The sequence below is a fragment of the Herminiimonas aquatilis genome (assembly GCF_042665175.1).
Lineage (GTDB): Bacteria > Pseudomonadota > Gammaproteobacteria > Burkholderiales > Burkholderiaceae_D > Oxalicibacterium > Oxalicibacterium aquatilis.
Genome location: NZ_JBHTCC010000002.1, coordinates 170,539 through 184,573, shown reverse-complemented (window position 1 = coordinate 184,573; position 14,035 = coordinate 170,539). Strand labels below are relative to the sequence as shown.

Genomic DNA, 14,035 nt, shown 5'->3' with positions numbered 1-14,035 from the left:
ATTGTGATAAAAATTCGGATGCGTATTTTGTTTGAGCGATTCAAATGCCGACCGGATAAGTTTCTGGTGCTTCGCCGGTTTCCCAATCGCTGCTCAGCTCTAACGGCCTGACCGCGTGTGTCTGGTCGAAATAGAGAAGGGCATCGAATTGCTGCGGCAGACATGCATGGAAGTAATGGCTACCCCTCTCGCTCTCGGGCAGATAGATGACACCTATAGCCCGTTCCAGATGGGGCTGCATCAATACGCGCGTTGCGGCATCGCCATCGAACGTCAGTAGCATGCGCTCTATGCCGGTTTGATGTAGCAAGGATTCATAGCTGCCCGGTAACGCAGGGCGCACGCGCTTGCGTTCGGCCGGCGCATCCCATTCGGATGCAGCCGTCACCGTGCCATGATGCGTCATGAAACCGATCGACACAACCTGATTGCCATACAGCTGCCGCATCAGCTGACCGACATTCCATTCGCCGTATTGGCCGACCTCGGTGGCGCGTGCATCGCCCAGATGGGAGTTATGTGCCCACACGATAATTTTCGCCGGTTCGGAGAACGTTTTCGTCAAATGTGTGGCCAGTGCTTCCAGCGTGTCTGCCATGTGACGATCCCGCAGATTCCACGAAGAGATACGGCCCTTGAACATGGTTCGATAATATTGCTCGGCATTTTTCACGAGGCGTGCATTCTGTTGTGCATAGAAGAATGCGGCAGTGGCTTCCGCGCCGTCGTGCTGTAGATATTTGTCGCCTTGCTGGCATAGCTCGGTCAATTGCATGACCACCGCATTTTCACACGACGGCGACATCTGCACGCCGATTGCATAGCCGTAGCTTTGGCTGTCATGCCGGAAGTGATCAAAGCAGGCGTAGCGGTGGCGGGCGCGCGCGGCTGCGTCAGGATCGACCTTGCCCAGATATTTGAGCACTTCATCGATCGACGTAAACAAGCTGTAGAGGTCGATGCCATAGAAGCCGACTGTATGCCGGGCTTCATTGTAGCTGCGTAACCAATCCACAAAATGCACTACATCGTCATTGCGCCACATCCATGTCGGAAACCGCTTGAAGCCGCCCAGCGCCTGCTCGCTATCGCCATCTTCGCTGCGCTTGCAGACGTAGCGATTGACGCGATACGCATCCGGCCAATCTGCCTCGACTGCGACAGCATGAAAATTCTTTTCCTTGATCAGCCGTTGAGTAATGATCGCGCGTTCGCGATAAAATTCGTGCGTGCCATGGCTGGCTTCGCCCAGCAATACAAAGCGTGCGTCACCTACGCGTTCCAGCAAGTCGTCGTAGTCTGTTTTGGCACCGGTTAAAATCCGCGCACAAGAGATGATTGATTCTGTGCTTGTCATCATGCTGCCTTTCCGTACGAAGGATATGCACTACGGTTTGACTGCAACTGCTTCCGGGCCAATCAGGTGCTGCACGAACCAGTCTGCAGCGAGTGCGGCAACCTGTTCCAGTGCGCCGGGTTCTTCAAATAGGTGAGTTGCTCCGCGTACAATCTCCAGCCGCTTTTCGCAACGCAAGAGTGCATAAGCCTGGCGATTCAGTTCAAGCACGATGTCGTCATGGCCGCCGATTATTAGTAGCGTCGGCGTATTCACCATGCGTAGCGCACTACGCCCAGCCAGATCTGGACGACCACCGCGCGAAACAACAGCAACAATGCCTTGCCCGCGCATGGCGGCAACCTGCAAGGCGCCGGCGGCGCCGGTGCTGGCACCAAAAAGTCCGATCGGTAAATGAGCAGTTGCCTCACTTATTTGCAGCCAGTCGCAGGCTGAATTCAGGCGCCGGCTCAACAGGCTGATGTCAAAACGCGTGGAAAGGTTGCTGTCTTCGTGCGGTGTCAGCAGGTCTATCAGCAGCGTTCCCATTTGAAATTTCTGCAAGTAATCAGCGACATATTTATTGCGCGGACTTAGTCGACTGCTGCCGCTGCCATGGGCAAACAGGATCATGCCGGCTGCATCCCGCGGTATGGTCAGCATACCCTCCAGCGAAACGCCATCGGTTTCTACATCGATCAATTCTTGTTTTAGTGACAGCATCGCGTCTCCCTCCCACAAGCTAGTGTTCAAACAGCATCGATCTGCGGAGCAGGCATATTCAGTGCCTGCAATCGTGAAGCTTCGTTGAGCAGTTGTATGACTTCGTCGTCACTAGTTTGTGTGAAATCTTCGTACCACAAACCGACAGCATGAAAAAAATCCGGTATCGAAAGGCAGACTAGGTCATCCACCTGTTGCTGAATTTGCTGTACCGAATCGTGCGCTGCTACCGGTACTGCGACAATGATTCGGGCAGGTGCTGACTTATGCACTATCTGTAGTGCCGCTGCCATCGTCGCACCCGTCGCCAGACCGTCATCGACCACGATCACGATGCGATCTTTCAAATCTGCTGGCGGACGATGGCTGCGATATATTTCTGCGCGATAGGCCAATTCTTCCTGCTTGCGGGCGATAAGGGCATCGATCGCCGACTGTGGAATGTTTAGTTGTTTGATGACATCCGCCCGTAATATGCATACGCCGCCTGCGGCAATCGAACCCATTGCATATTCTTCATGACCGGGGACGCCCAGCTTGCGCACCAGCAAAACATCAAGCGGCGCGTGCAGTGCGCGCGCAATTGCAAATCCAACCGGCACACCACCGCGCGGCAAAGCCAGCACAATGACATCGCGACGTCCACCGTAGGCGGCAAGTCGCTCCGCCAGCATCATCCCGGCTTCTTCCCGATTTTTAAAACGCTTTGCTTGCATCGTCGTTTGCATTGCCATGACTCCTGATTTCAATGAATTTACGGATGAGGTATGGGATTTAATAATGATCGCTTCAAAATAATGATCGTTTCAATATAGGCGTTCCGGGCAATATATCCCGCCAACTTCACTGCGATTTGACATGTATCAATTAAGACGTTGGTAGAAGTCTGGATCATGTGCTCAGGCTGTCGGGCAGCAGGCGTTTACATGGACGATTTTTTTCAGAGTGCGAATATGCGGCTGGCCGAGGTAGCGACCATGGACGTGGGGATACGATGAGCAGTCTGGATGTCGAAACACTTCGTCGCACAGCTATTTACATAGTTGCCATCGGTTTCTTGCTGTCTGGACTGTTGCGTAGCGTACCTGCTGAGGCAGGCGTTACTGCGGAAGCGCTGCGCGCAGCCTACCTGCTGCAGGTCGATCGACATCTTGAAGTGCCGGAGGATGAAGCGCAGCGTTATGGCAGGCTTGCGCTGACCATGCTGGCCGATGCAAACGTGAGTTTGGCGGAGCCGCAGTATGTGGCGCTGGTTGATCGGAACCCCTATGTGCAAGCTATCTTTGTCTACTTTATTTCGCACGATCAGACTTATATGCTGATTGGTGCATCGCCAGTATCCACCGGCCGCGTAGGTCAGTTCGATCATTTTGAAACGCCAACCGGTGTGTTCGAACATACGCCTGCCAATCCTGATTTTCGTGCAGAGGGAACAAAAAACAAGCTCGGTATCCGCGGCTACGGTGTCCTCGGCATGCGCGTATTCGACTTTGGATGGCAACAGGCGCGACGTGGATGGGGGCAGGGTGGGATGGGCATCATGCGGCTGCAAATGCATGCGACCGATCCCGATATTCTGGAGCCGCGTCTGGGCCGTGTTCAATCCAAGGGCTGCATCCGTATTTCCGCTGCATTGAATCGTTTGCTGGATCGCTACGGCGTGCTTGATGCTGCTTATGAGGCGATGCAAAGTACAGGCAGTGTGATGTGGATATTGCCGTCGAACCGTAACCCTGTAAATGATGCAGGACGTTATTTGATTGTGGTCGATACCTTGCGTATCCAGCGTCCGTTGTGGGCGACATACGCATCACAACCATAGTCGCAACAGCGGTCGTATCAATAGTCGTATCAATAATTTTATTGCTAAACATCCACGCGATGACCGCCGGTATTGCACTGATGTAAGGAGAACACTTTTATGTATCAGCATATTTTGGTGCCGATTGATGGCAGCACGACTTCGGAGCGTGCAGTGGCTGAAGCGGGTACGCTGGCAAAGCTTTGTTCTGCGCGCGTCAGGCTATTGCATATTGTCGATATGGGTGAGCGTGTCTATGGCTATGAAACGCCGCATTCTTACATCAGTCAAACGCGTCCACACGTGTTGGCGGCAGCGAGACAACTCCTGCGGCGTACGTGCAGCGAGCTGGCAGCCAAAGGCGTGCCGGTGGATACCGAATTGTGTGAAAGCACTGGTGCCCATGTGTCCGACATTATTGTCGACCACGCTGTGCGCTGGGGAGCCGACTTGATCGTGCTAGGCACACATGGCCGGCGCGGAATAGATCGCATACTGATGGGCAGTGATGCCGAGCGTGTAGCGCGCATGTCGCCGTTGCCTGTGCTGCTGATCAAACCGGCCAATATGAAAAGTGCGGCGCCTCCGAGCGGTATGCGCACCATCGTCTCCGATGAGATGCAAGATGCCGTGTAGAAAGTGGCTAGGGTGGTGTCACTTGCAGCGCGGAAAGCAGCGTTGGATGCCATGCATTTTTTGCTATCCATCAGGCCTTGATTTGTATCAACAAGCTTGCAGAAGCGATCGTTACACTAAGCAGATGTTGGCGGATCATGGACTTGATAGAAGACAGGCATGGTTCGTATTTCTTCATAGTTGTTCGAATGAACTCAATGGAATAAAAAATCATGACTAATCAACTTCCAATTGCTGCCGTAAACACGATGACGCTTACCACTCCGCTCCTGTCTATCGATACAGATGTCGGGGATCTCGCGGTGCCGCTGCTGCAATTACTGCTGAAGCGCAAGAGTATGCGCAACTTTAGCGATCGTCATCTCAGCCTAGAAACGCTGTCGCATTTGCTATGGTCTGCTTGTGGCATCAATCGGCCGGCGGAAGCACACCGTACCAATCCATCGGCGAGAAACTGGCAAGAGATTGATGTCTATGTCGCGATGGAGCAAGGCTTGTACCTATTTGATCCGCACACTTTTACCCTGCACTTGCTGCAGGAAAAAGACTTGCGCGCGAAAACCGGGACGCAGGATTTCGTGCAGCACGCGCCGCTCAATCTGATCTATGTGGCCGACCTCGCCAAAATGGAAGAAGGCGTGATGGATGAGCAGGAATTCTATGCCGCGCTCGATACTGGCTTCATCAGTCAAAATGTTTATCTGTATTGTGCGGCAGCAGGGTTGGCGACCGTCGTGCGCGGCTTGCTCGATCGTCCAGAATTGGCCAAAGCGATGCATTTGCGGCCGAATCAAAAAATCATCGCAGCGCAATCCGTCGGCTATGCGGCGGATTGACGGCTGGCTCAGGCTGATTTCGCGTGAAAAATCGGTATGGCGAGACTGGATTATCCGGGGGAAATCAGCACGCCGCTATGCAGTTCCGGCCATCAGACTTGGCCAGATAAAGAGCTTTGTCTGCCTTGGCAATAATTTTATTTGGACTGTCGGACTGCTCCACCGATTCCAACACGCCGACACCTGCACTGACTGTCACAATGCCGAGTGGATTCGTGGCGTGTGGAATTTTCAATAGTCGAATCTTTTGAAGGATTTCTTCCGCAATTTTGATCGCGTTTTCCCGATCGCAATTCGGCAGCATGATGACAATTTCTTCGCCACCGTAGCGCGCCACGAGGTCGCCTTGCCGACTCTCCATGGATCTGATGGCCGCGGCAATTTTGCGCAGGCATTCATCTCCCGCCAGATGCCCATAGGTGTCGTTATAGCTCTTGAAGTGATCCACATCCAGCATGATCAGTGAAAAAGGTTCATGCTTTCTCACTGTACGACGCAACTCTTTGAGAATTTCCTCATTAAAGCAGCGACGATTTGCCAGCCCTGTCAGTTCATCCCGCATGGCCAGCTCGCTGAGCATACGATTGAGCGATTCGATATGCAGTTTTTCTTCGTTCCCCTTCTTCTCGGCTTCTATGCGCAGTCGGATCTCGTTAGTCAGCTTCATGCCAAATACGGTCACCAATGAGGTCAGTGCCAGCAAGCCAAACACATGATAGATGGCCGCCGTTTTCCAGTCGGCCAGGGCTTCATCCGCTGACAAGGCCACCGCAACGAAGATCGGAAAATCGACCAGATGATGAATGCTGGTGATTTTTGCCGGCTGTATTTGGCCGCTGTCGAAGTAGGTCTGGGTCGTGTAATCCGGTGCCGTGCCGGCACCTTGCAGGCCAATGCCATTGGCAGGCGGGTGGCGTATGAGTACGCCGCCGTTATCCATAACCAGCATCATTGTGCCATCCTTGCCTACATCGAAATTGTTGTAGAAGGCGGTAAAGTATTTCAGATCAATTGTTGCCACCATGACGCCACCGAAGCTGCCATCCGCCAGGTTTATCCGCCGGGATACAGTCAGGATCAGGTCGCTGGTTTCCCCATTTGTGGTTGGCCCATTAATGTAAGTCCGCAAACTCTCGTGAGATTGGTGGAAGGCAAAATACGTCCTGTTTTTGCTGGTCCTACCAGCATTCGGCAATTGAGCAGAATTGACTATCCAGTCACCATTCCGGTCGGCTATGACTAATCCACTGATTTGGGATAATTCTCTTACCTGAACTGCCATCAAGCGCTCCAGCCTTATCAAGGCGGCCGGATCTTTTCCATCGTGATCGAGGATTTCCATCAGGCTGATCATCACGCTGTTGGCTTCCTTGAATGTGTCTTCGGCATGTTGCGCCAACACGCGAGACATATTGAAAGTGACCGCCGACGCTTCTTTCAATTGCTCTTGTCGTGTCCACCATACGTTCCAGAGCACCGCTATCATCAAGATAAAGCAGACCGAAGCGACGAAGATCTTCGCCAACAAGATAACCGACGGGCGTTCTTGAATAAGCATAGGAGGCAGAGCGCAAAGACAAGGAATACTTGCATCCTATTAAATTTACTATTCGAAACACTGAGCCAGATCAAAGTCTTGATTATTTTCAATAATAGAGCAGTAATTGGACATTAATTATTGGCTCAGACCACGCGCCTCTATGTTCCATATATCTTCGACGCAACCGTTCCTGATGCATACATATTGGTTATAAAGGTTGGCGGTCGGATCGCAATGTCCCGGAATCAGTAACACTTGCTCACCCAGACGATCACGCCCAACAGCACCCGCATGATCGATAATTTTCAAGATGCCATGCTCGTCGTTGGCGCGGTCAAACTTCAGGTCATCGCTTTGGCCCGGGCTTATCAGTGGTAAGCCGGAATCGACCGCAACACCTTTCAAGCCTACATCGCATACAGCAATGTCGTCCTTCGCCGTACTCATGATCGTCGCCGCTATGAATAAACTGTGGCGTGGCATCGCGCTACCGCTCCATTCGTTGGCTGCGTAATGTGCATCCATGAAGACGTAAGAGCCAGGCTGGATTTCTGTAAACACGCCACTGGCAGCATCAAACTCGGCGGTACCTGTGCCACTACCGGTGATCACCGGGCAAGCAATGCCGCGCGCCGCGAGGAATTGCGCATAGGCTGCGACTTTGTCTGCAGATGCGGCGGCCGATGTACGACGTAGATCCCAGGTTGCCAGATGCTGAATCCCGCCGTGGAATGCCTGTAGACCACCAAAATGCAAAGCAGGGTGTCGCGCTATGCCGTCCACCAACATCGCCAGTCCCTCCATCCTCGCAACGCCACAACGCGCCTGTCCGATATCGACTTCCACCAATACCGTGATCATGACGCCGGCTGCGCTGGCGGCTGTTCCCAGAGCATCGATTTGCGCGATATGGTCAACGCAGACACTTAACTTTATGTGTCTCGCCAGTTCTATTGCCATCGCCACTTTGGCAGGGCCGACAAATTCATTGCTTATATATATGTCAGAAATTCCTGCCGCAACAAACGGATAGGCCTCGCTCAGTTTTTGGCAGCAAATGCCAATTGCCCCAGCCGCCATCTGCTTTTGAGCAATGACACTGGATTTATGTGCCTTGGCATGCGGCCTGAGCGCAACCCCGTGCTGCCGTGCCATCTCGGCCATACGCGCAATATTGTGTTCAAAAGCATCCAATTCAATCAAAAGGGCAGGCGTACTGACTTGAGCCAGCGAATCTCCATATTTGGCAATCGGAGGCGGTTTAATAGAAGAGTCCGCATTCATCAGGGTTTCCATGGCATCTCAATGATTTTCAAAATAGTGACAAAGATCAACAATTGACATTTATTTTAAAATGTATATTGTATTCAATATTCTAAATGCATAATTTGGAACGCGCATGACAATCTTGAGGAAGCTTGATTGCGCTAGTGGCGAGGATTGGATGTCGCACTACTTATGCCCAGCAAGTGAAGGAAAGCAGTTCGGGAGACCGCCGCAGAGTGCTCACCGAGGCAGCAAATGATTAAAACGAGTTCAGCCCACCATAACGGAGACAACATCATGCAAAAGAAACTGACAGTCCAGCCGATCAAGATCGGATTCGTCCTTGCTACCCTGTGCAGCGCTTTGAGTGCACACGCGTGGGAGCCTACTAAACCGGTTGAAATGGTTGTTCCGTTCAGTGCGGGCGGTGCCTCCGATCAGATGGCACGCTCGATTCAGGGCATCATCACCAAACATAATCTGATGAAGCAGCCCTTCATCGTCAGCAATAAATCCGGTGCCAGCGGTGCAGAAGGCTTGCTCGATCTGAAGGCATCGCAGGGCAACCCAAACAAAATCATTGTTGCGTCTTCTTCGATTTACACCACGCCATTGGCAACCGGCCTTCCGTTTAACTGGCGTGACCTGACGCCAATTGCGATGATTGCGCAGGATGCGTTTGTGTTGTGGACGAATACCGAAGCCGGCTACAAGAAACCGCTGGATTACATCGCTGCGGCAAAGGCCAAGCCAGAAACCTTCAAGATGGGCGGCACCAGTTCCAAGCGTGAAGATCACATGATAACGATGATGATCGAGAAAGCCACTGGCGCCAAGTTCCTCTACATTCCATACAAGGGCGGCGGCGAAGCGGCAACCCAGTTGTCTGGCAAGCACATCGATTCAGATACCAACAATCCGTCCGAATCAGTCTCTCAATGGCGTGCCGGACAGCACCAGGCGCTATGCGTATTTCAGGATAAACGCATCGGTTACACCGCCAAGATAACGGACACGATGGCGTGGTCCGATATTCCGACCTGCAAGGAAAGTGGCCTCAATGTCAGCTACCAGATGCTGCGTATTTTCATGATGCCGGGCGGAGTCAAACCGGATGAACAGAAGTTCTATGTCGACCTTTTCAAGAAGGTTGTAGAAACACCAGAATGGAAAGTCTATCTCGAGAAAAATGCGCTGCAACCTGAGTTTTTGACCGGCGCACCACTCGAAGCGTTCCTCTCGAAAGATGAGCAATCGCATCGTGAAATCATGAAGGCAGCCGGTTTCGTCGTGACGAAATAAGCGGGTATTACCGTCTGAAACCCAAGCGGATGGCGTGAGGCCACCACCTTTGCAGATGTTTGCATCGGTGGTCGGTGCTCACCGCATCAACCATTATTTTACGGGTAAGAAAAATGAATAATTCAGAACCACTTATCGAAGAAGTGCGCGAACCTTCGCCCGCAATCTTTTCTGTACGTGCTGCGGAAATCGCTGTTTCCCTGGCGCTCGCGATCGGATCGCTGATCCTCGTCTGGGACAACTACAAACTAGGTGCCGGGTGGGGGCCCTACGGACCAGAAGCAGGTTACTTCCCTCTGCGTCTTGCGCTGGTCGTTCTCATTGCAAGTATCGCCGTGTTCATTCATGCGATCCGCGATAACGATCAAACGCCTTTCATCGAAGTTGCACAAGCCAAACTGGTCGCCGTCATTTTGTTGCCGCTGTTGTTCTTCGTGTTCACCATCGCTTATCTCGGCATCTATGTTGCATCCACACTTTTCATCGCGGCTTTCATGATCTTCCTCGGAAAATTTCCGATATGGAAAGCGGCGCTGGTATCGATCTGCCTGATGGGATTTTTCTTCTTCATTTTTGAAATTCAGTTCATGGTGCCCTTGCCAAAAGGTCCACTAGAAAACTGGTTGGGCTACTAAGGGCAATCATGGACGAACTTAATTCACTCATGCAGGGCTTCGGCCACGTACTCAGCTGGCAAAACACCGGCTTGATGCTACTCGGAATTCTTCTCGGGATTGTGGTCGGCGTGCTGCCTGGACTCGGTGGTCCCAACGGCGTTGCCATTCTGCTGCCTTTGACGTTTTCAATGAACCCGACATCGGCAATTATCTTGTTGTCGTGTATTTACTGGGGCGCGCTGTTCGGCGGTGCGATCACTTCCATCCTGTTTAATATTCCTGGTGAGGCGTGGTCGGTTGCTACCACCTTCGATGGCTACCCGATGGCGCAACAAGGACGAGCGGGGCAAGCGCTAACCAGCGCATTCACCGGGTCGTGTATAGGTGCGCTGTTTGGCGTTGTGATTATTACCTTCCTTGCGCCATTGGTCGCAAAGTTTGCGTTGCGTTTCGGGCCTCCAGAATTTTTCGCCGTCTACTTCCTGACCTTTTGCAGTTTCATCGGCATGGGCAAGGAGCCAAAAGCGAAGATCATCATCTCTATGTGTATTGGCTTCCTGTTGGCGGCGGTCGGCATGGATACGATCTCTGGACAACTGCGCATGACCTTCGACTTCCCTGAGCTGTTACGTGGTTTCGACTTCCTGGTGGCCGTGATTGGTTTGTTCGGCGTCAGTGAAATCTTACTCACGATGGAAGAGGGTTTGGCATTCAAAGGCAAGAAAGCGGCGATCGACCTGAAAGTCGTGTTCAAAACCTGGGCCTCCCTGCCCAAGTATTGGCTCACGCTGTTACGCTCATCCATCATCGGTTGCTGGCTCGGCATTACGCCGGGTGGAGCAGTCGCTGCGTCGTTCATGGGCTATGGCATGGCGAAGAAATTTTCGCGCACACCGGATGAGTTCGGCAAGGGTGCAATCGAAGGCGTGCTCGCACCAGAAACTGCAGCACATGCAGCAGGCACCAGCGCCTTGCTGCCTATGCTGGCACTGGGTATTCCAGGCTCAGCAACGGCAGCAGTCTTGCTCGGTGGCTTGATGATCTGGGGCTTGCAACCAGGGCCTATGCTGTTCGTCGAACAGAAGGAATTTGTCTGGAGTCTGATCGCCAGCATGTATCTCGGTAACATTGCCGGCTTGCTGGTCGTGCTGTCAACGGTGCCGCTGTTTGCTGCGATTCTGCGGATTCCATTTTCGATCATTGCGCCATCCATCATGGTGATCTGCGCAATCGGGGCGTTCACTGTGCATAACGCGATCTTCGATATCTGGCAGATGGTGGTATTCGGTGTGATCGGCTATATCTTCAAGAAACTAAACTATCCATTGGCACCACTGGTGCTTGCGTTGGTGTTGGGCGATAGAGCCGAAGATGCCTTCCGTCAAACCATGGTCGGCTCAAAAGGTGCTCTCGGCGTATTCTGGAGCGGCGGGTTGGTCGGCACCATCATGACCTTGGCAATGATCGCCTTGTTATGGCCGCTGGTAAGCAACGTCATCGCACGCTTTCGCTGTAGTGAGCCGGCGCTGGCGGTCGACCTAAGAAGCTAAGCAGAAGCGCAAAAGAAAAAGCCTGGAGTTTGCTCCAGGCTTTTTTATATATCGTTTGCTTTCTAAGGTGTACTTATTTGACGGACGCTACGGCCGTTTTTGATTTCGTAGAAGTTGAAGCGACTGTCGCCGTGCTTGTTGCGGCCGACTCGCGCAAGTCCGACATGACTGAATCACGTTTATCCAGCAGATGCTGTCTGAGTATGCCCGCAAGGCGCTTGCCATCACGCGCTTCCAAGGCCTTGATCATTTCGTCATGCTCGCCAATCGCGCGATCCCATTTTTCTTCCTTGAAATTGGATTTAAAACGTAGCGCCAGCAAACGACGATTCAATGAAAGATAAATTTGACGCAGCATTGTATTGCGAGCAGCCGCATTGATCTTGTTATGTATCGTTTGATTGCGGCTGTAATAGCCGGGCAAGTCGTTTTGCGAACGGCACACGATCATCGCATCATGCAGCACCTTGATTTCGGCAATCTCTGCCGGCGAAATACGTTCAGCCGCGAGTTCGCCGGACAGTGCTTCCAGACCGCTCATGACTTCAAATGCTTCCCATATCTCGGTGTCACTCATCTTCGATACGAACGCACCGCGATTAGGTGCAATCTCTATCAAGCCTTCGGATGCAAGAACCTTCATCGCTTCGCGCAAAGGTGTACGTGAGATCCCCAATCGTTCGCACACTTCACGCTCATTGAGCTTGGTGCCAGGAGCCAGGACTCCTTCAATGATCAGGTTTTGCAAATGTTCCACAACCACATCATGCAAGCGCTGTCGCTCCATACGAGGAAGATCGGGAGCGTTGCTAGTCTGTTCATTGATGTTGAATGTATTTTGCATACTAATTCCGTGAAGTAATGCCTTATTTTAATCGAATTGTGCATTGCTGGCTGCGTTAGCAGAGCCTTGGCTCATATAGAAAACAACAACTAAAACCACAATTTTCGATGCAGGTGATCTGGCAGCTTTTTTACTGAGGCTATATGGGTGGGGTTTGTATTACAAAGCCTTAGTGATCGCCAGGAATGAGCAATCTCAAACCCTGCACAAAACTTCTAATTCGCCTTTACTAATTAAAATTCGCCTGATATAGTATTTTGTATGCAATATCCAATTATTAGACTTATTTCACGGAGATTGAAATGATCAAATTAGACTTTCATCCAGCAGGCCGCCACTTTTTGCAAATACCGGGCCCCAGCCCAGTGCCGGATCGCATACTGCGTGCGATGAGTTATCCGACCATCGACCATCGCGGCCCGGAGTTCGCTGCGCTTGGCTTGAAAGTCTTGTCAGGCATCCAGAAAATTTTCAAAACCACGCAACCCGTCATCATCTATCCAGCGTCCGGCACCGGCGCTTGGGAGGCCGCGTTGGCTAACACGCTCAGCCCCGGCGACACGGTGCTGATGTACGAGACAGGACACTTCGCAACGTTGTGGAAGAAAATGGCAGAAGCGCTCGGCCTCAAGCCTGAGTTCATAGGTCTCCCTGGTATCGAGGGATGGCGCCGCGGCGTTCAAGCCGATGCAATCGAGGCGCGTCTGCGTGCCGATACCGGCCATGTGATCAAAGCGGTGTGCGTTGTACACAACGAAACCTCGACCGGCGTCACATCCAATATCGCTGCTGTACGCAAAGCGATCGACGCGGCCGGTCATCCGGCCTTGCTGCTGGTGGACACGATTTCCGGTTTGGCATCCGCCGACTATCGGCATGATGAATGGGGCGTAGACGTCACCGTATCCGGTTCGCAAAAAGGCTTGATGCTGCCACCTGGTATCAGCTTCAATGCCGTTTCGAAAAAAGCCATCGCCGCCAGCAAGACTGCCAAGCTGCCGCGCGCGTTCTGGGCTTGGGATGAAATCATCGAGATGAACAAAACCGGTTACTGGCCATATACGCCGAATACCAATCTGCTCTACGGTTTGTCCGAAGCACTCGACATGATTCTGGATGAAGGTCTGGACAATACTTTTGCGCGTCATCAACGTCTGGCGGCTGCATGCCGCATCGCGGTCAAGGCATGGGGCCTGGAAGTGCAGTGCGCAGATCCCGATGTCTTCTCGCCGGTACTGACAGGTGTGATGACACCGGAAGGCATTGATGCCGACGTCGTGCGTAAAACGATATATGAGCGATTCAATATGTCGCTGGGCACTGGCCTCGGCAAGATGAAGGGACGCATGTTCCGCATCGGTCATCTGGGTGAAGCAAACGATTTGACCTTGATGGCGACTCTGGCTGGTGTCGAGATGGGTCTGAAGCTTTCCGGTATCACTATCAAGGCTAGCGGCGTCACTGCTGCAATGGATTATTTGTCGAATCAAAAAATCCCTGCATTGAAAATCGCTGCCTGATAGCAAGTACTGAAACGCGTTGCCGGTCGGGCTTGAATATTCGACCAGCCCGGCAACACAGTTC

At 52.3% G+C, this 14,035-nt stretch carries 13 protein-coding genes; 7 read left to right on the top strand and 6 right to left on the bottom strand.

Annotation, left to right across the window (positions count from 1 at the left end; all coding sequences use genetic code 11):
* Positions 1-40: 40 nt before the first annotated feature.
* The 3 genes from ACFQO0_RS10360 to ACFQO0_RS10350 are packed head-to-tail and all read right to left on the bottom strand — an operon-like array spanning position 41 to position 2,793.
* Complete coding sequence (locus ACFQO0_RS10360; protein ID WP_382234320.1) at positions 41-1,360, bottom strand: erythromycin esterase family protein; 1,320 nt, start codon at positions 1,358-1,360, stop codon at positions 41-43.
* 27 nt (positions 1,361-1,387) lie between these two features.
* Positions 1,388-2,059: a dienelactone hydrolase family protein gene (locus ACFQO0_RS10355; protein WP_382234318.1), complete on the bottom strand. Its 672-nt coding sequence runs from the start codon at positions 2,057-2,059 to the stop codon at positions 1,388-1,390.
* 26 nt (positions 2,060-2,085) lie between these two features.
* Entirely contained in the window at positions 2,086-2,793 is a 708-nt protein-coding gene (locus tag ACFQO0_RS10350) for a phosphoribosyltransferase (protein WP_382234316.1), read from the bottom strand.
* Between the two features lie 260 nt (positions 2,794-3,053).
* Here ACFQO0_RS10350 and ACFQO0_RS10345 point away from each other — a divergent pair, with 260 nt between their 5' ends.
* The 3 genes from ACFQO0_RS10345 (at position 3,054) to ACFQO0_RS10335 (ending at position 5,332) form a co-directional block, all read left to right on the top strand.
* Positions 3,054-3,881, top strand: coding sequence for a L,D-transpeptidase family protein (locus tag ACFQO0_RS10345; protein ID WP_382234314.1), 828 nt, complete (start codon positions 3,054-3,056; stop codon positions 3,879-3,881).
* A gap of 99 nt (positions 3,882-3,980) precedes the next feature.
* On the top strand, positions 3,981-4,496 hold the full coding sequence (locus ACFQO0_RS10340) for a universal stress protein (RefSeq protein ID WP_382234312.1): 516 nt from the start codon (positions 3,981-3,983) through the stop codon (positions 4,494-4,496).
* 212 nt (positions 4,497-4,708) lie between these two features.
* Positions 4,709-5,332, top strand: coding sequence for a nitroreductase family protein (locus ACFQO0_RS10335; RefSeq protein WP_382234310.1), 624 nt, complete (start codon positions 4,709-4,711; stop codon positions 5,330-5,332).
* A 64-nt stretch (positions 5,333-5,396) separates the two neighbouring features.
* Here ACFQO0_RS10335 and ACFQO0_RS10330 read toward each other — a convergent pair whose 3' ends face one another.
* Together ACFQO0_RS10330 and ACFQO0_RS10325 are read right to left on the bottom strand one after the other, a co-directional pair.
* Positions 5,397-6,890 carry a sensor domain-containing diguanylate cyclase gene (locus tag ACFQO0_RS10330; protein WP_382234308.1) on the bottom strand — a complete coding sequence of 498 codons (1,494 nt, stop codon included), beginning with the start codon at positions 6,888-6,890 and terminating at the stop codon, positions 5,397-5,399.
* 117 nt (positions 6,891-7,007) lie between these two features.
* Positions 7,008-8,156 (bottom strand): DSD1 family PLP-dependent enzyme, encoded by a 1,149-nt coding sequence (locus ACFQO0_RS10325; protein ID WP_382234306.1) that lies wholly within the window; start codon positions 8,154-8,156, stop codon positions 7,008-7,010.
* A 279-nt stretch (positions 8,157-8,435) separates the two neighbouring features.
* Here ACFQO0_RS10325 and ACFQO0_RS10320 point away from each other — a divergent pair, with 279 nt between their 5' ends.
* From ACFQO0_RS10320 to ACFQO0_RS10310, 3 genes are all read left to right on the top strand, one after another.
* Entirely contained in the window at positions 8,436-9,440 is a 1,005-nt protein-coding gene (locus ACFQO0_RS10320; protein ID WP_382234304.1) for a Bug family tripartite tricarboxylate transporter substrate binding protein, read from the top strand.
* A 113-nt stretch (positions 9,441-9,553) separates the two neighbouring features.
* The gene (locus tag ACFQO0_RS10315; protein ID WP_382234302.1) at positions 9,554-10,075 is read left to right on the top strand and encodes a tripartite tricarboxylate transporter TctB family protein; all 522 of its coding nucleotides are present in this window, start codon (positions 9,554-9,556) and stop codon (positions 10,073-10,075) included.
* An 8-nt stretch (positions 10,076-10,083) separates the two neighbouring features.
* Complete coding sequence (locus ACFQO0_RS10310; RefSeq protein WP_382234300.1) at positions 10,084-11,607, top strand: tripartite tricarboxylate transporter permease; 1,524 nt, start codon at positions 10,084-10,086, stop codon at positions 11,605-11,607.
* Positions 11,608-11,680: 73 nt separating this feature from the next.
* On the opposite strand, the gene ACFQO0_RS10305 is transcribed toward ACFQO0_RS10310, so the two are convergent.
* A complete protein-coding gene (locus ACFQO0_RS10305) occupies positions 11,681-12,451 on the bottom strand; it encodes a GntR family transcriptional regulator (RefSeq protein ID WP_382234298.1) in 771 nt (256 codons plus the stop codon).
* Between the two features lie 302 nt (positions 12,452-12,753).
* On the opposite strand from ACFQO0_RS10305, the gene ACFQO0_RS10300 reads away from it, so the two are divergent.
* On the top strand, positions 12,754-13,971 hold the full coding sequence (locus ACFQO0_RS10300; protein WP_382234296.1) for a pyridoxal-phosphate-dependent aminotransferase family protein: 1,218 nt from the start codon (positions 12,754-12,756) through the stop codon (positions 13,969-13,971).
* The last annotated feature ends 64 nt before the right edge of the window (positions 13,972-14,035 follow it).